Origin of the sequence: Pullulanibacillus camelliae, assembly GCF_014642655.1 — a bacterium.
In the GTDB taxonomy this organism is placed as follows: domain Bacteria; phylum Bacillota; class Bacilli; order Bacillales; family Sporolactobacillaceae; genus Pullulanibacillus; species Pullulanibacillus camelliae.
On record NZ_BMIR01000004.1, the window covers coordinates 127,952 to 151,860 of the forward strand.

Below are 23,909 nucleotides of genomic sequence, written 5' to 3' on the forward strand. Positions count from 1 at the left end.
TTTAGCATGTATTTCAAGGGTACGCCGTTCAAGTCTTGAAGCAAGATTTCATTCCACTTTAGCTCTAGGAAGTTATGCTCATCTTTATATGTCTCTTGGTCGGTTGCTTATCCCTGTTCCCACACATTTTTCAATAAATCATCCCCTCCATTTTTAACCCACTTCAGCGATCATTTTTATAATGGAAAGTAGCTCCTTTCCACTTGATCATGAGCCACAATGGACTGATTATCGCTTAGGTGAATCCCTCTCAAAAATAGACTTGACATTATATTGTTAACTAGTAAACTATAATTATTAACTAGTTAATAATATTGCAATCAAGGAGACAGAATTCTATGGGGCCCACAACTCATAAGCAAAAAGCACTTCAAGCCATTGAACATTTTATCTTACAACATGAGAGAAAAATGAAAAACCATCATGTTCCAACACAATTCACCCATGGTAATAAAACTTGGACAATTACACAATTACACATCGCTTCACTTATTAAAGAAAAACCTTCACAGTCAAATAACACGTTTTTGGCCCAGCAATTAAAGCTTTCCAAACCGGCCGTTACTAAAGCTATTAATACTTTGATCGAAAAAGATATGGTGATAGCCCAGAAAAAAAAGGATAACCAAAAATCAATTTTTTACACATTGACTGACACCGGGCAACAGCTGGCGGAGCTTCATGACCGCATGCATGAGATCGCAATCGAACGGTATAACCAATTATTAGATTCTTTCTCGGAGGATGATTTAGAAGTGATTGCGAAATTTTTAAACGCTTGGTCAAATCAATTATAAATAGAGGAGCGATAATGATGAATAAACAACAAGCCTACGAATTTTTAAAAGAAATTTATCATGAAATAATTATAAACATGAATACCCAAAGGATTCCTCATTATTTTAGTGATACTTACATTCAAGTCACAGATGGAGTTCACACGAATAGAGATGAATTTATCAATCATATTAAGACACTTAAAACTATCGTCCAGTCGATACAGGTCTCTCCTTTCTTCGATTTCCTTTTTGATCAGGACAAGCAAACCGCGACACTTAGATATCATGTCAATGTGCATAAAAAAAATGGGGATAGTGGCGATATAGAAGTGATCGCGATATTCGAATTGAATGACTATCAAATTGTACGCTGTAACGAGCTCACCTTTCCATTAAACAAAAACGAGTCATTCCAGAACATCGGAACCATTAATAAGCAATAAAACTACCCGTAACAATAGTAGCAGAGCCAAAAACTAAAAGAATTCACTCAAATTCCGAAAATTACAATACTGCTGATTTTGCGCAATCGTGTTTTCTCTTAATCTCTATGAAACTTCCTCTGAGCCCAAGCGTCTATTTTTTTGACCTGCTTTTTACCAATTGTTGCGCCGTAAATGATAAGCAGCACAATAACTATAGTAAATATGTCGATTTCCCGGTTGGCAATAAAATTAATGATCCCCATCACCACTTGTGGAATCACGCCAGTAATGAAAAATAAAACCGTTCCGATCTTAAACCAAAAGTTCGATCGTAACCCATACCTAGCATAAAATAGAAAAAATGTTGAGGACCAGGCCAAAACCTCTAACCCGATTAAAATAGCCCACTTATTTTCCACTAAAAATGTCATAAAGCAAAACCTCCTTTTAGAATGCGTTAGAAAACTTGGCTTGCACCACTTCGCTTTCGCTGGTACTCCTGATGTGATTTTTGCCAATCACACACTTAGGTTACCCACAAGCCTTAGAAGGCGAAAGCCGAAGTGACACTGACACTCTCTTCCTCTGAGAGCGTCAGCAAAATTATACATTCTGATAGTATAAAAAAAGCCCGAGAAAGACATCAATCGATATCTCTCCCGGGCTTTTGTCCCTCCGTGTTCACCACGATAAACGTCGTGCGTTTTCTCTCGGACCAGTCTGATTCATCATCACGGAACCCTAGAAAACATTTTTATTCATAATAACCAATACTTTTTCCTTAGTCAATCCATTTGAGGTCTATCACAAGGATAATTTTATATTCCCTGTTCTTAGTGGGTGTTTTCCAAACCAAGTTCCTTAACCCCGCCAGTTTCTCCTCATTGTTTAAAAAGGTCATGTGTAGCTAAACAAATCCTTGTTGCTTATAATAGATAAAAGAAGAATGACGTGATCACTTTCTAAAGAAAGAAGGGGCAATCGACTTGGTACAAAAAGATATGACTAAAGATAAGATAATAGAGGCTTCATGGGAATTACTTCAACAAGAGGGACTAGAGTCATTTTCGATGAGAAAACTATCAAAAAAACTCAATTTAACCGTTTCCTCTATTTATTGGCACTTTGCGAGTAAGGAAGCTATATTTCAGGAATTAATTCATCAAGTGATCGGTGAAATCAACATCTCATTAACTCAAAATACATGGCAAGAACAACTATTAGAATATGGCTATGCTATTTCCGAAGTTCTTCGGAGCAGACCCTATTCTGCACAGCTTCTTATGGCCTATCCTCCTAAAGCGCCAAATTATTTAAAGCTTATTGATAATTTATTAAAAATCATTGAACATCTTGATGCAAGCCATGAATATAAGTTTTATACCATAAGCGTTTACCTTAACTATATTATTAATTTTGAAATGGATCTCATGTATTTAAAACTAAATTCTGATAAAGAAGATTTACTATCCACTGCAGATCGTTTAAAAACAAGTGCACCTCTTCTTCATCAAATGAAACAGGAGGGAATTTTTAATAAACTAGGTCATCGTAATATGTTCGATTATGGTTTACATGTACTTATTAATGGATTTGAGTCAAATTTGACCTAAAAAAGCTAATTAAGATTGGCTTTTTTTTATTTACACCTTTCCCGAACGGTGTTAGTATAGTTACCGAACAGTGTTCAATAGATAAAAAAAGGTGTGATTATAATGGAAAAAGACCAAGCAACAAACTTTTCTATAGGGAAAATACTTCCTGCTGTTTTAACAATAGCAATCGGCATGCTATTGGTTATGATGGATACAACAATAATGAATGTCGCACTCCCTCATTTACAAAGTGCCTTCAATACAGATATCAATACTGCTCAATGGTCAATAACAGCCTATACATTGGCCCTGTCTCTCATTATTCCGATGTCAGGATGGTTAGCGGACCGATTTTCTGCCAAAAAAGCATTTGCAGGGGCCATTATTTTATTTACAATTTCATCAATTCTTTGTGCCCTATCCACTTCTATTTCAGAGCTGATTGTATTTCGAGTGATTCAAGGATTAGCTGGTGGTATCGTTGGTCCCATCGGTATAGCGATGTCATTTCGATTAATCCCTATGGAAAAACGGGGTTCCATGATGACGATTCTTGGATTACCAATGTTAGTTGCGCCCACAATTGGTCCAGTAATATCAGGGTGGTTGATTAATATAGCGAGTTGGCACTATGTATTCTTAATTAATATACCGATAGGCATTATTTCTATTATTTTAATTCTCAAATTCATTCCAAATTATCGTCCAAATAAGGAGAGTAAATTAGATAAGCCAGGCGTTCTGCTTACACCGTTTGTCTTTCCATTCCTGATTTATGGCATTAATCAAGGGGCTGCCCATGGATGGCTAAAAACTAAAACCTTATTATTTTTAGTAATAGGAGTAGTGGCGCTCATTGCCTTTATTCGTGTAGAGGTAAAGGGCTCTCATCCATTGTTGGAGATAAAGGCATTTAAAATTGGCGAATTCACAAAAGGACTGTTATTGATGTGGATCAATCAAATAGCTATTTTTGGAGCTATGCTTTTTGTCCCACTTTATTTACAAAATGTAAGAGGAATGTCGGCGTTTGATTCAGGCTTAATGATGGTCCCTCAAGCTGTTGCTAGTTTTATTGGAATCACCATTGGAGGACGTGTCTATGATCAATTAGGGACCAAGTTTGCAGTCATTCCCGGTTTCATTTTTTCTGGAATAAGTCTATATCTCTTTTCAACTGTAAATGCACATACACACTATTTATTCATTGCCATTTCTGTTGTGCTTTTAGGCATGGGACAAGGCTTGGTTGGCATGCAAGTCAATAATCATGCACTACAATCTGCTCCCGTTAAGCTGATTAGTCGTCTAACACCTCTATCAAATGTTATGTTACAAGTCGTAAACTCATTATCAGTTGCAACATTGACAGCATTTATGACAACATCTGTTCATCATTATGAAATGAAAGAAAACCATAATAGCCCTTCTTTACCATCCGTTCTTCATGGTTATCATGTCACATTCTTGTTATTAACTGCTCTGATTATTATTGGATTCGTGTTCTCTTTATTCTTAAAAAGAAAAGTAGCTTAAGGCATTGAATCACTATTGGCCGATATGATTCTTTCACATCGGCCATTTTACATAAAACTCCCCTATAGAAGTTAGATTTTTTGGGATTGTGTTCTTCGTTATTATCCGATTGCTCCTTTCACCTTATCCTTCACACATGATTCATTAACAACAGAAAGCCGAGGAGTACAATAAGGAGAAAGACATACCGTTCGAATTTTTCGTTGGGAATACGACGATGTAAAAAGACACCTAATAAAGTTGCAATAATAATAGCAGGTAAAGATAAACCAAATAATAAAAATAAATCTTCTGTCCACAATCCTCCAAGCGCTTGGCCTATGACAATCAAAACTCCTGAAATTAGAAAATGAGCCTGTAAAGTCCCCCGAAAACGGCGAGGTTCCCACCGCCGTAAAGTTCCATATACAACAACGGGCACGCCATGTGTATTATAAGCACTCCCCATGATGCCAGATATAATACCTACTGGCAGTGACCAAAAACTCGCCCTAAGTCTGGATTTCACACTACCCTTTGCATACAAAAGTTTAATAAAAGAGTAAGAACCATATGCCATTAAAAAGATTCCAAGTCCGACGGTAATGATCATTGCAGGCACCTTGACAATGAATAAGAGACCTATCGGAATTCCGATTAAAGCTCCGATGACTAAACGAATCAAAGCTGGCCGATCGACATGACGCCATCCCGAAATAGCAGTAAACAAAGCTACAGTAAGTCCAGCTAAACCAATTAAAGAAATCGAAGTGTGCAAACCTATTGGTAATAATGCAAGTAATGGCATACTCACCACGGCTTCCCCAAAACCAAAAGTTGCACGTATTAACGCTCCAATAAAAACCGAAGCAATGATGAGTATGATAACAGTTACGGTCATTATTTCCCCCTAAACACACCCATTTAATTAACGTATTTTACGCCCACCTAAATCTACGTGTTTTATATCTTCTATTATACAATAATATAAGAGGGGTTACATTAGATTCATCATCAATTTAAAGGTGTATAGGGACCTTCACAATGAATTAAAAATTAATTTTAATGGTAATATACATCATCTTTAAAAAAACGCTTAAATACGTTTTTAGGGGCATTTAAAGCTGTGTTGTTTTAAAAGAACGAAACCTTACAAATTTCTTTGCTTATCTACATTGGAATACTTTCTTTTCCCACTCAACACTCAATTTCATAATGTGGAACAAACACCCACATCAAACCTCGATTCCACAAATCCTCTTATAATATTCTTCCTTACTTATATCTACTTAATAGCTCTTCTGGAATATGACAATAATCGTTGGGACATCTCGCTAATCTGTCTTGATGTTCTTCTGCACTTCTCACATAGTTTGTAAGAGGTAATACTTCGACAACGATCCGATCATAATCCTTTCTCTCACTCAGAAATGCCTTCGCCTCTTCTAAGTGTTCAGGCTTCTCGCTATAGATTCCCGTTCTGTATTTCTCGCCAACATCCTGTCCTTGTTTATTCAAACTATAGGGATCAATAATTTCAAATAAATAACCCATTAATTCCCTAATCGTGACAACCGTCGGATCAAATCCTGTTTTTACACATTCAGCATAGCCATCATAATCACCCTCTAATGTATGACTTGTCCCATTGGCTCTTCCCGCTTCTGTAAACCTCACTCCGGGTAAAGTTTTAATAAAAGCTTGTACGCCCCATAAGCATCCACCGGCAAGATATACGATTTCCATATTTCCTCTCCTCTTTGTTTAAAACATCAAAATTTTATTCTATGGAATGAATCCATATCCTAATAGAAATGGTGAGGCTCAAATCCAAATACTATTGTGTTGGTTTTCACCGGCTACGCCCCAACCTTATCCCTCATAAAAAAGCGCTTAGCGTGGGGGCTTGGCTCCTGTCCCGCAGATGCTACCACCTTATGCTTCAATCCCCTTACTTATGGTCAACGCTTTCCGTTCATTAAGGAATTTATATGCATTAATTTTACTTCAATTAGTCATTGTAAATTAAAATGCACGCAAATATATAGGGAAAAACTTTTAAAGTAAACTTACAATAACTCCTACTGTGTAGTTCTTCTTCGCCTAAGGCCATCGTTTATTCATTACTTTAAGGGTTTTTATTGAATTTGCTACACTTATCCCTATTTTTTATCTTCAGATGTTAGAGTAAAGTCATTTCCTCCTAGTGTGAATAGAGCCATTTTATATTGGCTATTACTCATTAAAAGGGGGGGAATTTAGTTCATTGTCCCCTGCCCCCTATTATAAGTGACTGTGAAAAAACTTCCCAGGCCGACAGAAATGTCTTTACTAATAGAACTCGGGTATTTTTATATTTGACGGTAACAAAAAGGCACCTGTTTTATATTTCCCAAGTGCCTTTATAGTTCAAAACTATCTTCTTAACTTTTTATTCATTTTCTACTACGACTTTACCAATCATACTTCCTGTTTCCACCATTTGATGTGCCTTACGTAACGTTTCGGCATTAAGGGGTCTGAGTGTTTCTGTTAGGGTGGTCTTTACTTTCCCCTCATCAATGAGTTGACTAAGGTTCGATAAAAGTTCATGTTGTTTGATCATGTCTGTCGTTTTATACATGGATCTTGTAAACATAAATTCCCAAGCAAATGTTACACTTTTATTTTTTAAAGCGGTAAGGTCAATAGGATTATCCATTTCTACAATAGAACAAATGCGCCCTTGTGGAAGAATAACATCGGCCATGTTCTCCCAGTGCTGTTCTGTTTCATTCAAACATAAAATGTAATGAACTTCCTTTATATGGTGTGCTTCTAATTGAGGGCGGAAGGCTTCGTGATGATTAATGATGTAGTCAGCACCTAGCTGCTTCACCCATTGCTTGCTCTTTTCTCTGGAAGCTGTAGCAATCACCTGTAGACCGGCCAATTTAGCGAGTTGAATAGCGACAGAACCAACACCTCCAGCTCCACCAATAATCAGAATAGTCCTTGATTGATTTTCTAGTTGGTTATTTATATCAATCATTAATCGATCAAATAAACTTTCCCACGCCGTTATAGAAGTCAATGGCAAAGCGGCTGCTTGAGCAAAATTCAAGGATTTTGGTTTTAAGCCAACAATTCTTTCATCGACTAAATGGTATTCACTATACGTACCTGGTCGTGTCAAGTCACCAGAATAATAGACTTCATCCCCTGGTTTAAATAGCGTACAATCTGGTCCGACTTCTTCCACCACACCACTGGCATCCCAGCCTAAAATCCTTGGTTCTTTTTCTTCTTTATCTTTTGGAGCACGGACCTTTACATCTACCGGATTAATTGAGATAGCTTTAATTTTAACAAGGATATCTTGTTTTGTTGGTATAGGTTTTTCAACTTCGACATCCAGCAAACTATCTTCCTGTTCGATCGGTAGATATTTGTATAATCCAATGGCTTTCATTTAAAAAACCCTCCTTTTTTTATTTCATATCTTATTATAAGAAAGAGTAATGGAATGAGGAAGTACGCACATTCTTGTAATCCAGTATCAAGTATGTTACTAATGAATTAAAAAAGGGAAAACAGGAGAAAGGTGTGATATTGATGAGAAATCGAAAGAAAGGCTACGGATGCCCCGAAGGATGTCCCGTTGAGGGTACACTTGATGTGATTGGGGGTAAATGGAAGGGCGTCATTTTGTATTATTTGTTAGATGGAAAGAAGCGATTTAATGAATTCCGTAAATTAATGCCTGGTATTACACAACGCATGTTAACTCTCCAATTAAGAGAATTAGAGGAAGACGGTATTGTTCATCGAGAAGTTTATCCTGAAACTCCTCCAAGAGTGGAATACTCATTAACTGAATTTGGCAGAACGCTAGAGCCCATTATTTCCCTAATGAGTGAATGGGGAGAGCGATATAAGGAATTTTTAAAAGAAAACAAACCAAAAACTAAAGCGAACTGAAAGCAGTTTAGATAAATTATCGCATCCATGAAACAGGAGACTTTCGAAATACCATGAAAGGTCTTCTTCGTTGAACGCCTATCCATACTCACATTAACCTCTTTCTTATATTTCTCCTTATAATAAAGGGCCCTCTTCCATAGCAAAGGGCGAATTAAGAAGGCTCGATTTCCCAATCATCATTAGGGAGTGATGAGATGAGGGGCAATCCTTCAACGCATTTAAAATCTGGGTGAAATCCCCTTCTTATGGATTTTTACAAATCTCAAATGTGATGACCTCTTTTACAAATTGAGGTCCTTTCCCGGTATACTTATATTACTGATAAAATCACAAGAAATGGTGTGCAATTAGGGAGTTTATGGGCAGTTAGTGGGGTACCGCCTTTAATTTTTGAACTTATTGTAGGCATAGAAAAAAGACCCCAAAACTTGGAGAGGCCGCTAAAAAAGTCTCCTCCATTTACGCTGCAGGTCGCTCGCTTTCCTCATGCCCACACGGGTGAGTAGGGTCGGCGTTCGACACAACACCATCGGGGTCCCCGAAAAGTGCTTTTTACTTTTTGGGATGGTATTGCTGTGCTAGCTTCGGTGTTATCACATGGATGTGATGTTTTAGCCGAAGTGCTTAATGACTTGACGCTTTTAGCCGATCGCCCTTAGTGGCCTCAGCTAACTTGGGACCGGCTCTTTATTTCCCAAGTATTTATGACTACAAAACCCCTGTTCCTGCGTCTACTCGTATTGCTTCGTGGTCAGACTTCCTCGGAACAGCTCGAAGTGTACTCGTGGAGTAACGCTGACCCCGTTCCTCCCGAAGAAGTCTCGCGCCTTGCACTTCAATCAACTTACTTGTCGAAGGTGTATTTTATTTTATTCAAAAACCCTTCTTTTAATAAAAACAAGCAACCTGAAACAAAAAAGAGATATTGTTTTTACACAATATCCCTCTTCCTTCCAATCTTACTGGAGAACCTATTGAATTTTATCGTATTCATTAATGACTTCAACTAAATATTTATAGTTTTCTTCTGTAATACCAAAAGTATTTGTAGAATCCTTTTGATAATATTCTTCCGCAAATTTTATCATCTCATCTGATACTTGGTTTGCCTCAAGAATGTTCTCCTTCCAGTATTTTATGCACTTAATCGTTTTTTCATCATTTGAAGACAATTTATTCTTGAAGCAATAATCCAAGTCTTTTATAAACGCATTCCACCCTTTTATATTAAAAGTGAAATTTGTATCTTTATTCTGTGTCATATTTTCAATCTGTAACCTTGAAATGCTAGCTTCATTTGTTATTTGTGAAAAAAACGGAATAATATAAGGGGTTATATCTTGTTTTTCGCTAACTTGTTCTTCAAGACGGGACAATCGCATTAATCGTAATTGTAAATCAGTAATTGCTGTCTCAATCCGGTGTTTTTCTTCTTTAATAAAAAGCCGAATGTCAAAATCATTATTATTTACATACTGATTAATGTTATTTAGACTCATCCCCATATTTTTAAGTGAAATGATTACGAACATTTTTGAAAAAGAATTTGAATCATAAAACCGATGACCGTACTCATTGGTATATGCTGGACTAAGTAGGTTTATTTCATCATAGTATTGTAATGTTCGTACACTTACACCAGTCAATTCAGAAAGCTCTTTGATTTTTATATACCTTTCCATCATATACACTCTATTCTATCTTCTTTTCCGCTATTATATTTGCTAAATGACTATATATATTTGCAGCGTTATTCCAATTTACTTGTTCTAGTTCCTTTGATAAATATACCAATTCATCAACACTTTTAGACACTATTTTGTCATCGGCAAAAGGTAAGGGTTGCATCAAAATTCCCCTAGAAAGATTATTTCCTGCCATTATAAAGTGACTTGGAAGCTGTTCGCTCTGTACTGTAAAATGGGATAAAAGCATATCGATACTATCCATATGCGCTTCAACCGTTCCTGTGTGTAATCCTGTTTTCCAATCTCCTGTTGTTATTGACAGTACAGATTTATTGTCAAATAAATCTGCTATAGCTCCATCAAATTGATTAAGTTTGTCTTTATACTTCATACTGAATTTTGAATCTACAATTTGACAAAATATAGATATTCCCTGTGAAAGACGAAAGGAAAAACTTATTTTTGCATTAAAGTCATTTATAGCGGATAACAGCGTACAATTTGTAATAATACGCTCCAAAAACATGCGTATACAAGGAGAACCTGTAAATTCACATAACTCTCTTTCTGATATTTTATGTGTTTCAGCAATAACCATTCTAAAGTCCTTGTTTACCGAAAGCATTTTTATAATATTATTCATTTTTATCACCTCTAAATGGAATACTACTGTATCACGTAACGTGACATGCAAGTGTTTTGATAAAAATAAACTCAACTGACTTCCAGCAAGACCTTCTCTTTCCCGATATTTGATAAGTTCTGACATGGAGAACCTAATGTAGTGATATGAACAGGTGGTATTTTTGCTACCATCTATTTTTGTAATATCTCCTAGATGTAACATGTTGGGGAAATGCTATTTTGTAATAGAGATAGGTGCTTTCTCTACTTCACTTGCACATGTTGGCGGACTTCCGTAAGGAGAGGCTGCTAATGGAAATAAACCACTGCCATCGAATAGACTTCCTGATTTTAGTTCGATCATATTTCACCTCTAGCTTACATTTTTTGAGCATAAAAAAAGACGCTCATTTAAAGTGAACGTCTAAAAATTATGGAATCTATTTAAGTTAAACTTATTATTCTCTTGTGTTCCCACATCCCAGATCAATTACCACCGAAACAGTAATGCAGTTTTTCAATACCTTATTTCTACTTTTTCCCCCTTCTCCTACAAACACGAAATGCTTGTGAAAGTGTTTAAAATTAAGGAGTTCTATATAGTTTGTCGTTGTAGCAACGATACACACTCCACATGTGTCGTCTGTGGAAACATATCAACTGGCTGAACGACTTCGGTTTTGAATCCGCCGTCTTCTAGGATGCGCAGGTCGCGTGCGAGTGTTGCTGGGTTGCAGGAGACGTAGACCATGCGTTTTGGCTTCATATCAATAATCGTATCGAGCAGGGCCTGATCGCAGCCTTTGCGTGGGGGATCAACGACGATAACGTCGGGCTTGATGCCTTTTTTGGCCCAGGCTGGAATGACGTCTTCCGATTTGCCGACTTCGAAAGTGACGTTGCTTAATTTGTTTAACGCTGCGTTTGCTTTGGCGTCTTCAATGGCCTCTGGGACAATTTCGACGCCATAAACGTGTCCGGCTTTTTGGGCTAGGAAAAGCGAGATAGTACCGATGCCGCAATAAGCGTCGATGACGGTTTCTTTTCCAGTGAGACCGGCGTATTCGAGTGCTTTATCATATAACACCTTGGTTTGCTCTGGGTTCACTTGATAAAAGGAGCGTGCGGAGATCGCGAACTTCACATCTCCAATTTGATCATAGATGACTTCTCTTCCCCAGAGAATGCGGGTCTCATCGCCGAAAATGGTGTTCGTCCGTCTTGGATTAATGTTTTGGGCAATAGATTTGATCTGCGGGAATGTCATTGACAGCTCTTGGATGAATTTTTTTCTAAAAGGAAGATCTTGTCCCTTTGTGACAAGTACAACCATAAGCTCACCGCTCACTCTTCCGACTCTGACCACAATATGACGGAGCGTCCCACGGTGCTTCTCTTCATCATAAGGCTCAATGCCATAGGTCTTAGCAATCCGTTTGACCTCTTGGATGACCTCATCATTGACAGAATCCTGAATGAGGCAGTGATCCATTTCAATGATGTGGTGGCTGCGCTTTTGATAAAATCCAGCAATTAACTCGCCGTTACGACTAGCGACAGGCACCTGTGCTTTATTGCGATAGTTCCAAGGCTCGTCCATGCCTAACACAGGAAGAACAGGAATGTGCTCTAAGCCGCCGATTCGGGCTAGCGCCTCGCTGACCTGCTTGCGCTTATAAGCCAGCTGACCTTTATAGCTCAAATGTTGAAGCTGACACCCTCCACAACGTCCATAGATCTCACAAGGTGGATCAACACGTTCGGGGCTTTCTTTCAAGATTTTAAGTTTTTTCCCGAAGCCATAGGCCTTTTTCACCTTTATGACTCTGACCTCTGCCGTTTCACCTGGAAGAGCGTCGGGGACAAAGAGCGTGTAGCCATTTACCTTGCCAACGCCTGAGCCATCATGAGATAGATCAGAAAACGTAACTTCTACCGTATCATTCTTTTGTACTGGAGGTGTGTCGATCATTATGTTCACTCACTTTAGGTTGTTAGTCAATTCGAGAAGAAGAGCCAAGCATACCAGGTTCACTTTTGGATGGCACACCCCATGGATGAAAGGCCCCAATCCGTTCTCCTTCTTGATCACGTATTTCGTAAGATTAGAAAACTTGGCTTGTCATCAAGCCCTAGATAGCCAAAGGCAAAGTTACACTTATAAGCTCTTCCTTTAAGAGCGTCAGCGAAGTTATAGATTCGGATAGTATAAAGAAAAAATTGGCTTTTATCACTTTTGATGTGATCTTGTCAATCATACATTAAGTGGCCTGCATGCCTCAAGTCGCGAAAATCACAGCCTGAGCGGATGCAGATCTTCCTTTGAGAGCATCGGCGAAGAGTTATCATTTTGATAGTAATAGAAAGACAGACGCTGTGTCTGTCTTTTTATTAGGCATTTTCTTCGATTGTTTCAGCCGTTTGCTCATTCCAGCGATCGGCGGTTTCCTTTGGCACGATAAGCTGAAAATGGTGGGGCAGGCTGTTAAAGACGCCTGGAAGCAGGCCGCCGTATTCTCCGTCTAAGTTTAATTGCATTTTTTCTTCGTTTTCAACCTTAACGTACGCTGCTTTGGTATATAAAATCTTGGGATCATTAATGTGCTCCCCTTTAAGCGCGAGACGGGCCAAGCGAATAAATTCGGCTAAGTTGCATTTTCTTAGCACAACAAGGTCAAACATGCCGTCATTATAAGAAGCGCGTGGCGCAATTTTTTCAAAACCAGCCACAGAGTTCGTATTGGTAACGAAAAACAGCATGATCTCTTCTTCTAATAATTTGCCATCATATTCAATGCGGACACGAGTTGGGCGGATTGAAGGGAGCATTTCTATCCCCTTCATATGATAAGCGAGCTGACCAAGCATGGTCTTAAGCTTGCTTGGGACTTCATAGGTGAGCTCTGTCAGCTTGCCGCCCCCAGCGATATTAATAAAGTATTGATGATTAACTTTACCAATATCCATCGGCACCTCATGACCCTCACACAAAATATCACAAGCTTTTTCAATATCCTTTGGCATGTTGATTGCCCGTGCAAAATCATTGGTTGTTCCCATAGGAATGATGGCGAACTTAGGACGATTTGGCTGCTCAGCCATCCCGTTCACCACTTCGTTAATCGTGCCGTCCCCTCCAGCAGCGATAACCAAGTCAAAACCGCGTTGTACAGCCGCCCGTGCACTTGTTGTCGCATCTCCTACTCCTGTCGTGGCGTGGCATGAGGTTTCATAGCCAGCACCTTCTAACCGTTCAAGAATATAAGGGAGATTGCGCTTCATAAGTTCCCGACCTGAAGTCGGATTATAGATCAATCTAGCTCGTTTCATGTTAATCACCTTCATGTGAAATTGAAAACAAAAGAAGTCTCTCTACCGTCCATATAAAAGGCAGCTCCCTTTATTTGGGAAAGCTGCTCGTCTACTCACATATTATAAAGGAAATACACCCAAAAAGAAAGTATTAGGGAACCTGCCTAATAGTCATACTATGTAATTTTTAAAAAAAGTATACTATTTCCTGTCATGATATGAAATTACCAAGCAAGCTGGGCCCCTTCATATATTGCACGTTTGGCATCAAGCTCTCCAGCATGCTTGGCCCCGCCAATCAGGATGCTTGGAATGCCTCTGACTTGAAATGGAGTGCAATCAAATGGGGTAGACTCCTGGCCCGCAGCGAGAATGACAGAATCCACCTCAACGCACTCTGTCCCCCATTCCCCATTATCCCCGAAATGGTCAATCCAAACCCCCTGTTTATCGATCCTTTGATAGCGAAGTTCACTCATAAAGTGAACACCCTGTTCTCTAAGGTGCTGAATGAGTGCCCAGCGTGTCGTTTTGCCAAGACCTTCCCCCATCTTACCGTGTCGACGCATAAGTGTAATATCACGCGGCTGTTGAGCATTCAAAAAATGAGCCAGATCACAGGCGATACCACCCGCTCCGATGATGGCAACACGCTCGCCAATGCGTTCAGGATGCTGAAAAGCTTCTGCATAGGTCAATACAGGCCCCATTTGAAGACCTTCGATATCCGGAAGACGTGGCGAGACACCTGTTGCGATGATTATCTTTTTAAACGATTGTTTAATGAGCTCATCTGCACTGACCCGATAATTCAATACCGTAGGAACTCCTAAACGGTGCAGTTCTGTGCGATAATAACGCAGGGTTTCATTAAACTCCCGTTTTCCTGGAACCCTTTTGGCGTAATTAATTTGTCCACCGAGCTCAGCCTTCGCTTCAAACAGGATAACCTGATTGCCTATCTCTGCCAATGTCCGGGCAGCCTCCATCCCTGCCACGCCGCCGCCCACAACGGCAATCTTTTCCGGTGTTTGCCCCATCGTTTTGGGATGAGATGTGAGAAGATGCTCCCGCCCCACGCGTGGATTCACCAAGCAACTCGCAGGCTGGCCCATAAAGACATGATCAAGACAAGCCTGGTTACAGGCAATACACGTATTGATGCGGTCAAAGTCTCCTTGAGCTGATTTTTGTAAAATATCTGGATCTGCTAAAAAGGGGCGAGCCATTGAAATCAAGTCACATCGCCCTTCCTCCAACAATTGATTGGCCTCCTGTGGATCATTAATGCGATTGCTACCAATGATGGGAATGCGCACATGCTGCTTTAATTTCTCTGCGATGTGGATAAAGCCTGCCCGTGGCACCTGAGATGAAATCGTCGGCACTTGCGATTCGTGCCAACCAATCCCTACATTTATTGCATCGACACCAAGAACCTCTAAAGCTTGGGCAAATTGAATGGTCTCAGTTTCTGATGTACTCCCTGGAACAAGATCAGCACCAGACATGCGGAAAATTACAGGAATGCTTGGATTAACTGCCTTTCGAACAGCTTCCAAGACAGCTAAAGGAAAGCGCATACGTTTTTCTAAACTCCCGCCCCACTCATCTGTGCGCTTATTCGTCACTGGTGATAAAAACTGATTGAGCAAATAACCTTCTGAACCCATAATCTCAATAGCATCAAACCCAAGGGCTATTGCCTGCTTCGCACGATCCGCAAAAGTATGTATCAGCTGATGAATGTCTTCATCTGTAAGAGCTCGAGGACGTTCACGATGAATCGGGGACCGGATGGCCGATGGTGCCACGGCTGGTTGCCCAGTTAGCTCTGGATAGGCGTATCGACCGGCATGAAAAAGCTGTGCCGCAATATGTCCACCAGCAGCATGGACAGCCTCCGTCACCTCCTGCATGATTATCCGATCCTTGCCACGATAAAAGCCGAGGAAGTTGGCACCTCCTTCACCTTCTAGGGTAATCGCAATCCCACCTGTCACAATTAGGCCCGGTCCGCCTGCTTTTGCTCGTGTTTGATAAAAAGTCGTTAATGCCTCGGCGGCATCTCGACCTCCTTCAAGTCCAACATGCATCGACCCCATAATCACTCGATTACGAAGTGTCAGCCCTGCCAATTGATACGGAGACAATAATAGATCCACCCCACTCATAGTCCCGACCTCCATTAGAATTGTTGATCTTCTTTAACTTAGAGACAAATCCTTTTCAATAGCTTAGACATCTTGATTATTTTTCTATATTTCTATGCTTCTTGTTTCTATAAATGCTCCAGAGAATCCTGCTGCAACTAAGCGACTTGGGGATGGATTTTTTCATTTTATTGGGACACTGCCCCTGCCTTACAGGAGGTTCAACCCATTCTCAGCCAAACCTCAGCGGCATACCTCCCCTTTAGGTTAACTCGCCCCTTGAGGGATAGATGTTTCGTAAAATAAACATAACCGCTCGTATGTTGATGATAGTACCCTTTTATTATTTTAAGCGTGCTTTTTTGTTAATGTGGCCTTAGCCTTTGTTCATTTACACCTCTCTTCTGTTACACTCAGACCGAGTTTTAAAAGCTTGCCGCCATTCGTAATCATACGAATCACATCAATAGAATGGACTGGGCAGGCATGCAGGAAAGTGGGCCTCCTGAAGTGGAAAGGCCCCTCCAATTTCAAAAATGTCTATACTCTCTGGCAGTACTACAAAATCCCCTCTGGCATGAACCAGAGGGGAGGCTTTTATTGCTGTATTATCTTTTAGCCATTTCTTCTAAAATAATTTTGTTCACCATTGGTGGATTGGCTTGGCCTTTAGTCAGCTTCATAACTTGACCGACAAGGAAGCCTAGGGCACGGTCTTTCCCATTTTTATAGTCGATGATAGATTGTTCATTGGCATCGAGTAATGGAATGATAATATCCTTCAGTGCGCCTTCATCTGAGATTTGTACCAAGCCTTTGTCTTTGACGATTTTCTCTGGATCGCCGCCTTTTGTGATCAGCTCTCGGAATACCTTCTTTGCCATCTTAGAGGAAAGTGTACCTTTTTCAATGAGCTCAATCATCTTAGCTAGGGAGGCAGATGTTAACGGCACATCCTCAATTTCTTTATTTTCATTGTTAAGATACGCAGAGACCTCACCCATAAGCCAGTTAGAGGCTTGCTTTGGATCAGCGCCTGCTTGAATCGTATTTTCAAAGAAGTCCGCCATTGATTTGGTTTGGGTTAATACTGCAGCATCATAAGCAGGGAGGCCAAATTCATTGACATAACGCTCTTTACGGGCATCTGGAAGCTCAGGAATCTCGGCGCGAACCTTTTCCTTCCATGCTTCATCAATATGAAGCTTGACGAGATCAGGCTCTGGGAAGTAACGGTAGTCATCCGACCCTTCCTTAACACGCATGAGAATGGTTTCTTTGGTTGCCTCATCAAAGCGACGTGTTTCCTGTTCGATCACGCCACCTGAAATCAAAACGCGTTCCTGACGGGCTTGCTCAAATTCAAGACCTTTTTGTACATAGCTAAAAGAATTGAGGTTCTTGAGCTCCGTCTTTGTCCCGAATGCTTCTTGACCATAAGGACGCAAAGAAAGGTTGGCATCACAGCGCAGGGAGCCTTCTTCCATTTTACAGTCAGATACGCCTGTGTACTGCATGATTGCCTTCAGCTTTTCAAGATACGCATAAGCCTCCTCCGGCGTGCGAATATCCGGTTCAGAGACGATCTCAATTAGCGGTGTTCCCACACGGTTAAAGTCCACTAAGGACCCACCCTCTGTATGCGTCAGCTTACCTGCATCTTCCTCTAAGTGCAGGCGCGTAATACCAATGCGCTTTTTCTTGCCCTCGACTTCGATTTCAATATAACCGTGTTCACCAATTGGCTTGTCAAACTGCGAAATCTGATAAGCCTTTGGATTATCAGGATAGAAATAGTTTTTGCGATCAAATTTCGTATCTGTAGCAATCTCACAGTTCAATGCCATCGCTGCACGCATAGCAAAATCAACAGCCTGCTCGTTTAAAACGGGTAAGACACCTGGATGACCTAAGCAAATCGGACAAGTATGTGTGTTTGGCGGTGCACCAAATTCAGTGGAACACCCACAAAAGATTTTGGAATTGGTTTTCAACTCCACATGGACTTCGAGTCCAATGATCGTTTCAAAGTTCATTTAAGCATTCACCCCTTCTAAAGACGGTGCAAGCTTGAGATTGGCCGCTTGTTCATAAGCATGAGCGGTGCGATAAACGGTTGCCTCATCAAATGGCTTGCCGATAATCTGCAAGCCGACAGGGAGGCCCTCTGCTAGACCACATGGTACACTGATCGCTGGTACACCCGCAAGGTTGACAGGAATAGTAAGAATATCATTCGCATACATTGTCAGCGGATCATCGATTTTTTCTCCAATTTTGAAAGCCGTGGTCGGCGTTGTCGGTCCAATCACAACATCAAAGTTTTCAAAGACCTTCTCAAAGTCACGTTTGATGAGCGTCCGGACCTTTTGTGCCTTTTTATAGTAAGCATCATAATAGCCTGAGCTAAGCGCGAAGGTACCAAGCATGATACGGCGCTTGACTTCATCACCGAAGCCTTCACTACGTGTCTTTTTGTACATATCAATCAAATTATCGGCTTCCTTACGCACGCCATAGCGCACACCATCAAAACGCGCTAGGTTGGCTGAAGCTTCTGAAGAAGCTAACAAGTAATAAGTAGCAACGGCATATTTTGAATGAGGAAGTGATACTTCTTCAACTGAGGCGCCAAGGGCTTCCAGTTGAGCAATAGCCTTCTTCACTGCCGCTTTCACCCCTGCGCTCACGCCTTCACCGAGATATTCCTTAGGCACAGCAATGCGCAATCCCTTCACTTCTCCAGTTAAGGCTTTGGTGAAGTCTGGAACAGCGACGTCGGCCGATGTTGAATCATAGGCATCGACACCTGAGATCGCTTGTAAAAGATGCGCGTTATTTTCAACCGTTGTGGTGAGCGGGCCGATTTGATCCAGTGAAGAGGCAAAAGCGATCAAACCAAAGCGCGAGACACGGCCGTAGGTTGGCTTCATTCCGACAACACCGCAAAAGGCGGCAGGCTGACGAATCGACCCTCCTGTATCCGAACCAAGGGAAAAGGGGACCATGCCAGCGGCAACAGCGGCTGCTGAACCTCCGCTTGATCCACCTGGTACACGCTCTAAATCCCAAGGATTACGTGTTGTATAAAAGCTGGAATTCTCATTGGATGAGCCCATCGCAAACTCATCCATGTTGAGCTTACCAATGACAATCCCTTGCTGGGCCTGAATGCGTTCAACAACCGTGGCATGATGAAGTGGTTCAAAGTTAGCGAGAAGCTGACTCGCAGCTGTTGTTTTCAATCCTTTGGTAACAATGTTATCCTTTATGCCAATGGGAAGACCAAATAAGGTGGCTTGAGAGTGACCACGTTCAGCATCCAACGCTTGTGCTTGCTGGCGTGCTGCTTCTTCATTTAGCGTTAGAAAGGCATGCACACTGCCATCGGTCTTCTTAATATTTTCATAAGCTTCGTTGACCAATTCAGTAACAGAAAGGTCTTTTTTATGTAGTCGATCCTGTAAAGCTTTATAGCTTTCATCAAATAGGGCCAAACGTTTTCCCTCCTTTTTCCATTAATCGCCGATAACTTTCGGGACTTTGACTTGTCCATTTTGTTGTGCTGGAGCATTCTTAAGTGCCTCCTCGCGATCGAGTGAGTCACGGACGACATCATCACGAAGGACATTGGTAATATCAAGGACATGAGTGGTCTCCTCAATGCCTTCAGTGTCTAATTCATTAAGCTGTTCAGCAAAACCAATGATGTCACCAAGATCCTTTGCAAATGCCTCAACTTCTTCTTCTGTAAAAGTTAAACGTGCCAAATGTGCGACGTGTTTAATTTGTTCCTTTGTAATCTCTGTCATTCTTTCACCTCCACCACACGTACATTAATAGTTAGATGATACCAAAACACGCTAGTGATAAGCAACAAAAGGATTTCCTGCACAAAAAGTTTGCACAGGAAGCTCCCTCATTTCATTTCTCTTTTTATCACATTTTGAATCGTATTGAACACCTCGTCAATCTCAGGATGGAAGACCCAATCGAGCCGATGCTGCTTAGCGAAGCTAACAGGGGCCGTTTTTTTAGCTAACTCCTCAAGCTTTTTCAAAGTGGGGCCGCCCACTGGCTTACGCTGGCTCATCGCCGCCTTGCGAGGCTCCAGCTTTTTCGCTGTTTTCCGTTTCCAATCCATATCAACAGCCCATTTGATAACTGCCGCGATGGTATGCTTGCAAATGACTGCATCGTCTGGACAGGAACAAATGAACAGCGCTTTGTCTAAATGAGGCAGTCCGGCCTTATTCACCCCTTCAAAAAAAGCAGAAACACTGTACCTTTTTGAGCCTTTGACCATAGCTGTAAAGCCAAAAATCTTGTCCTGAAAGTCCAGAACAGCCCGTTGATTGTATAAAGTAAACCCCCGAGACTTTCGCTTCGAATCTGTTGAAGCAAAAAAGCGCTTGAGCCATTCCTTCAGATCACGGTCTGACGTGATATCTGTTACTCCATTAATCAACTGACCACCTGCTTTCTCAGTTGGACAAGTTCTAGAATCTCTTGATCCGACATTTCGGTTACCCAGCCTTCGCCACTGCCTAGAATTTGTCCGGCAAGTCCCTTTTTCTTCTCAATCAGCTCATCTATACGCACTTCAAGCGTGCCCTCAGAAATCAGCTTATAAACATGAACATTGCGCTCTTGACCAATGCGATACGTGCGATCAGTCGCCTGTTCCTCGACTGCCGGATTCCACCAGCGATCATAGTGAATGACATGGTTCGCACTGGTTAAATTAAGCCCAAATCCACCCGCTTTCAACGAAAGAATGAAGATGCCTTTCTGCTTATTATTCTGAAATTGTTGAATCATCTTCTCCCGCTTCGGAGCAGGAACACCGCCATGTAAAAACTGTATTGGCACATCCTTATATTTTTGCTCTAGTAAACGGATGAGCATATGTCCCATTTTCACATATTGTGTAAAAACGAGCACGCTTTGATCTTCCTTCAAAATCATATCGACGATATCAAAAAAGCGAGCCAGCTTCCCTGAGCCCAGTTTTGTGGTATCTTCACCTGCAACAAGACCTGGATGATCACAAATTTGCTTTAGCCTCGTTAAGGTGGATAGTATCAGACCCTTGCGTTGAATTCCCTTTGCCTTGGCCATTTTTGTTTTTAAATCCTCCACAACAGTCTGATAAAGTGAGGCTTGAGTATCTGTTAAATGACACACAATTTTTTCTTCACTTTTTTCAGGGAGGTCTTTAATAATGCGGCGATCCGTCTTTTCACGACGCAAGAGGAACGGTTGAATCAAGCGTTTAAGCAGAGTCGACTTCCCTTCGTCCCCATGTCTTTCAATAGGGGTAATAAATTCCCTGCGAAAGCTGGCAAGCGAGCCTAAATACCCAGGGTTGAGGAAATCCATGATCGACCAGAGCTCCTCTAAACGATTTTCAATCGGCGTTCCCGTCAAGGCAATACGGTGTCTGGCTGTATAGCTGCGCAATGCCTGTGTCTTTTTTGCCGATGGATTTTTGATGGCTTGGGCTTCATCCAGGATAAGCGCAGACCACGTCTGCTCGGCAAGGTATTTACTGTCATTAACAACCAATGTATAACTCGTAATGATGACATCAACAGCTGTTAATTGGCCTTCTAAGTCCTCCGCTTCCAGACGGTTCGGACCATGATGAACATAGACGCTTAAAGCAGGCGCAAAGGCCTTAATCTCGTTCGCCCAGTTGCCAATCACGGAGGTCGGACAAACGATGAGCGCAGGCTCATTTGGATGATCATTGCGATGCTTGAGTAGATAGGTGATGGTTTGAATCGTTTTTCCTAAGCCCATATCATCGGCTAAGCACCCGCCAACCCCGCTTTCCTTTAACTGCGATAGCCAACTATAGCCACGTTTTTGATAAGGACGCAGATCACCATTTAAGCTAAGTGGCACGCGTTTATTTTTTTCGGGTCGGCGCGTGATCATCATGAAATAATCATCAAGCTTGGCATCTAGGTGAATGTCAATTTGATTGGATAGGTCATCCTTTTGGGCTAGTGAAAACTTCAGGGCATCAGCAAAACGTGCACTCTTGTTAAGCTTCGCTCCTGTGGCGCGCAATTGACCATATAGCTTGTTCAGCTGATCTAAAGGCAATTCAATCCATTCATTCCCGCTTCGATGAAAGCGCCGTTGTTCACGAACAAGACTTTCAAATTGTTCGGCGCTTAGCGCAAGATCCCCAACAGAAATGCGCCAATTAAAATCGACAATAGAATCGAGCGTAAAGACAGAAGCATTCGTCCCAATTCCCAGATTGATCTGCACATTTTGCTTGCTTTTATCACGAATTTGCAACCATTCAGGAAACAGCATTTGCACAGCTTCCTCTTTAAAAGCCTCCTGGTGTTTATAAAGATCGAGCACTTCATTTGTACGCAGGGTAATTTCAGGATCAAGCTGGAGCTTCACCAAGCGCTTATTAAATGAAGCCAAATAATCAATGCGTTCGTACACCCATTTCACCAGTCGTTTTTCCTGTCGTTCAAACAATTCATCAATCGAAAAATACTCCACGTGATTTTTAGACCCTTTGAAGGCCTGAATAGCAAGCTCGGTCTGCCATTGTGCACCAGGGGTAAAAGGGTCTGTTCTGTTCTCTGGACTAAAGTGAAGATCAATCTGAACGGGCTCCAGCCATTCTTCAAGATAAGCCTTTTTAAAGGCAACGACTTCCCGCTCTGTCTCCGGCTCATAACCGTTTTGAATCAGTTCGCGTGCATCTTTTTGGAAGGCGAGGTAATTATTGATTTCATGTGGATCTTCAGTCATTTTGTAATAGGGAAGTGGCTGTGTCATCAAGTGATAAAACCATTCCACCGCCTTCTTTTTATAAAAGCCCTCCTCTGGCCAGGTGGCCATATCATGTTGATAGCCTGAAGCACCATGATAGCGAACTAAACGATCTGCCCAGCTATCTAGCACTGCATACAACCAACGTCTTAACGGAAGCTGAGCTACAGAGGTTGGCGATAACGCCTCTTCTGGAATACGATGAAGCCAGCGCGTGAGCATGCCTGACTCTTTTAATAAGACTTTTCGCAGTACCCATTGTGCTGAAAAATAAGCAATGCTATCATTTTGAATCACGGTAACCATTGGGTAAAAATGACCGTTCTCCAGCAATAACGAAACCCCATTAGCCAATTCTCCAAAAAAGCGGCAGGATTCACCTGGCACAATCCATGGTGGCAGCATATTTAATAACCGCTTGGACTGCAGCAATTCAAAGGCGGCCTCCATTGTGAGATAAATGCCCTCGGTGCTCACTTGTTGCTCTTTTTCTAGCTCAATTTTTCCAGATATGGCTTTAGTTTTTTCTAAAAACTCTCGCCAAACTAAGCTAGCAGAAAGTTGTTTCTTCAACGTTTTATTGAGTGTCCGTGCAATGTTCCCATTAGAATGGGTCAGCCAAAGAAAAAAGGCTGTCTTGTTGCCTTTATCTGCTACAAATGCTATGTTTAACTGTTGATCCATGACTAACACCCCATGTTTCCGAACGTGACCTATTCAAGCAACCATTTACAAAACACAGTATCCCCATTTTTTGCCCTTCCCATAAATATAACATATTTCCGCTTAAAAATCTGATCTCCCTGGAAGATTTGATAAGGTATGCTTTCGACAAAGAATACATGGGAATTACCTGGGTCCTTTTCAATTAGAACCGCCGCCTGTATTTTGACTGTAGCCTGTTATTATTTTGCGTGGGGCTTTTGTTAAATTGATCCTAGCTATGTTATTTTGAGAGGGGTTTTGTTAAAATAGTCGAGCCTTTTGTTACTCTGAAGCCGGCTTCTGTTCTCCTGCTCAGGACTTTTGTTACGCTCACACCTGG

At 41.3% G+C, this 23,909-nt stretch carries 20 protein-coding genes and 1 riboswitch; of the genes, 5 read left to right on the plus strand and 15 right to left on the minus strand.

The window, feature by feature from the left end:
- Positions 1-338: 338 nt before the first annotated feature.
- Both IEW82_RS06190 and IEW82_RS06195 read left to right on the plus strand, forming a co-directional pair.
- Positions 339-797 (plus strand): MarR family transcriptional regulator, encoded by a 459-nt coding sequence (locus IEW82_RS06190; protein ID WP_188690851.1) that lies wholly within the window; start codon positions 339-341, stop codon positions 795-797.
- Between the two features lie 14 nt (positions 798-811).
- Positions 812-1,222, plus strand: a complete 411-nt coding sequence (locus IEW82_RS06195) for a nuclear transport factor 2 family protein (protein WP_229672382.1) — start codon at positions 812-814, stop codon at positions 1,220-1,222.
- A gap of 98 nt (positions 1,223-1,320) precedes the next feature.
- On the opposite strand, the gene IEW82_RS06200 is transcribed toward IEW82_RS06195, so the two are convergent.
- Complete coding sequence (locus IEW82_RS06200; protein WP_188690854.1) at positions 1,321-1,635, minus strand: hypothetical protein; 315 nt, start codon at positions 1,633-1,635, stop codon at positions 1,321-1,323.
- A gap of 223 nt (positions 1,636-1,858) precedes the next feature.
- A riboswitch (guanidine-I (ykkC/yxkD leader) is annotated at positions 1,859-1,960 on the minus strand.
- Positions 1,961-2,190: 230 nt separating this feature from the next.
- On the opposite strand from IEW82_RS06200, the gene IEW82_RS06205 reads away from it, so the two are divergent.
- The gene (locus IEW82_RS06205; RefSeq protein WP_188690857.1) at positions 2,191-2,817 is read left to right on the plus strand and encodes a TetR/AcrR family transcriptional regulator; all 627 of its coding nucleotides are present in this window, start codon (positions 2,191-2,193) and stop codon (positions 2,815-2,817) included.
- 102 nt (positions 2,818-2,919) lie between these two features.
- A complete protein-coding gene (locus IEW82_RS06210) occupies positions 2,920-4,335 on the plus strand; it encodes an MDR family MFS transporter (RefSeq protein WP_188690860.1) in 1,416 nt (471 codons plus the stop codon).
- A 130-nt stretch (positions 4,336-4,465) separates the two neighbouring features.
- On the opposite strand, the gene IEW82_RS06215 is transcribed toward IEW82_RS06210, so the two are convergent.
- From IEW82_RS06215 to IEW82_RS06225, 3 genes are all read right to left on the minus strand, one after another.
- Positions 4,466-5,215, minus strand: a complete 750-nt coding sequence (locus IEW82_RS06215; protein WP_188690863.1) for a sulfite exporter TauE/SafE family protein — start codon at positions 5,213-5,215, stop codon at positions 4,466-4,468.
- A gap of 374 nt (positions 5,216-5,589) precedes the next feature.
- Positions 5,590-6,060, minus strand: coding sequence for a peptide-methionine (S)-S-oxide reductase (locus tag IEW82_RS06220; protein WP_188690866.1), 471 nt, complete (start codon positions 6,058-6,060; stop codon positions 5,590-5,592).
- Between the two features lie 685 nt (positions 6,061-6,745).
- Positions 6,746-7,765 (minus strand): zinc-binding alcohol dehydrogenase family protein, encoded by a 1,020-nt coding sequence (locus tag IEW82_RS06225; RefSeq protein ID WP_188690869.1) that lies wholly within the window; start codon positions 7,763-7,765, stop codon positions 6,746-6,748.
- 143 nt (positions 7,766-7,908) lie between these two features.
- Here IEW82_RS06225 and IEW82_RS06230 point away from each other — a divergent pair, with 143 nt between their 5' ends.
- Complete coding sequence (locus tag IEW82_RS06230) at positions 7,909-8,274, plus strand: winged helix-turn-helix transcriptional regulator (protein ID WP_188690873.1); 366 nt, start codon at positions 7,909-7,911, stop codon at positions 8,272-8,274.
- A 974-nt stretch (positions 8,275-9,248) separates the two neighbouring features.
- On the opposite strand, the gene IEW82_RS06235 is transcribed toward IEW82_RS06230, so the two are convergent.
- The 11 genes from IEW82_RS06235 to IEW82_RS06285 form a co-directional block, all read right to left on the minus strand.
- The gene (locus IEW82_RS06235; RefSeq protein ID WP_229672394.1) at positions 9,249-9,962 is read right to left on the minus strand and encodes a MerR family transcriptional regulator; all 714 of its coding nucleotides are present in this window, start codon (positions 9,960-9,962) and stop codon (positions 9,249-9,251) included.
- A gap of 7 nt (positions 9,963-9,969) precedes the next feature.
- Positions 9,970-10,734 carry an Hsp33 family molecular chaperone HslO gene (locus tag IEW82_RS06240; RefSeq protein ID WP_229672384.1) on the minus strand — a complete coding sequence of 255 codons (765 nt, stop codon included), beginning with the start codon at positions 10,732-10,734 and terminating at the stop codon, positions 9,970-9,972.
- A 90-nt stretch (positions 10,735-10,824) separates the two neighbouring features.
- Positions 10,825-10,953 carry a hypothetical protein gene (locus IEW82_RS20185; RefSeq protein ID WP_268237338.1) on the minus strand — a complete coding sequence of 43 codons (129 nt, stop codon included), beginning with the start codon at positions 10,951-10,953 and terminating at the stop codon, positions 10,825-10,827.
- Positions 10,954-11,184: 231 nt separating this feature from the next.
- Entirely contained in the window at positions 11,185-12,561 is a 1,377-nt protein-coding gene (gene rlmD, locus IEW82_RS06250) for a 23S rRNA (uracil(1939)-C(5))-methyltransferase RlmD (RefSeq protein ID WP_188690880.1), read from the minus strand.
- A gap of 419 nt (positions 12,562-12,980) precedes the next feature.
- Positions 12,981-13,919, minus strand: a complete 939-nt coding sequence (locus IEW82_RS06255) for a diacylglycerol kinase (protein ID WP_188690883.1) — start codon at positions 13,917-13,919, stop codon at positions 12,981-12,983.
- Between the two features lie 206 nt (positions 13,920-14,125).
- Positions 14,126-16,075 carry an oxidoreductase gene (locus IEW82_RS06260; RefSeq protein ID WP_188690885.1) on the minus strand — a complete coding sequence of 650 codons (1,950 nt, stop codon included), beginning with the start codon at positions 16,073-16,075 and terminating at the stop codon, positions 14,126-14,128.
- 587 nt (positions 16,076-16,662) lie between these two features.
- Positions 16,663-18,090 (minus strand): Asp-tRNA(Asn)/Glu-tRNA(Gln) amidotransferase subunit GatB, encoded by a 1,428-nt coding sequence (gene gatB, locus IEW82_RS06265; RefSeq protein ID WP_188690889.1) that lies wholly within the window; start codon positions 18,088-18,090, stop codon positions 16,663-16,665.
- Positions 18,091-19,551, minus strand: a complete 1,461-nt coding sequence (gene gatA, locus IEW82_RS06270) for an Asp-tRNA(Asn)/Glu-tRNA(Gln) amidotransferase subunit GatA (protein ID WP_188690891.1) — start codon at positions 19,549-19,551, stop codon at positions 18,091-18,093.
- A gap of 21 nt (positions 19,552-19,572) precedes the next feature.
- Positions 19,573-19,866, minus strand: coding sequence for an Asp-tRNA(Asn)/Glu-tRNA(Gln) amidotransferase subunit GatC (gene gatC / locus IEW82_RS06275; RefSeq protein WP_188690894.1), 294 nt, complete (start codon positions 19,864-19,866; stop codon positions 19,573-19,575).
- 107 nt (positions 19,867-19,973) lie between these two features.
- Positions 19,974-20,522, minus strand: coding sequence for an SWIM zinc finger family protein (locus IEW82_RS06280; protein ID WP_188690897.1), 549 nt, complete (start codon positions 20,520-20,522; stop codon positions 19,974-19,976).
- Positions 20,519-23,548: a DEAD/DEAH box helicase gene (locus IEW82_RS06285; RefSeq protein ID WP_188690900.1), complete on the minus strand. Its 3,030-nt coding sequence runs from the start codon at positions 23,546-23,548 to the stop codon at positions 20,519-20,521. The genes IEW82_RS06280 and IEW82_RS06285 overlap by 4 nt, the downstream gene beginning before the upstream one ends.
- Positions 23,549-23,909 lie beyond the last annotated feature (361 nt).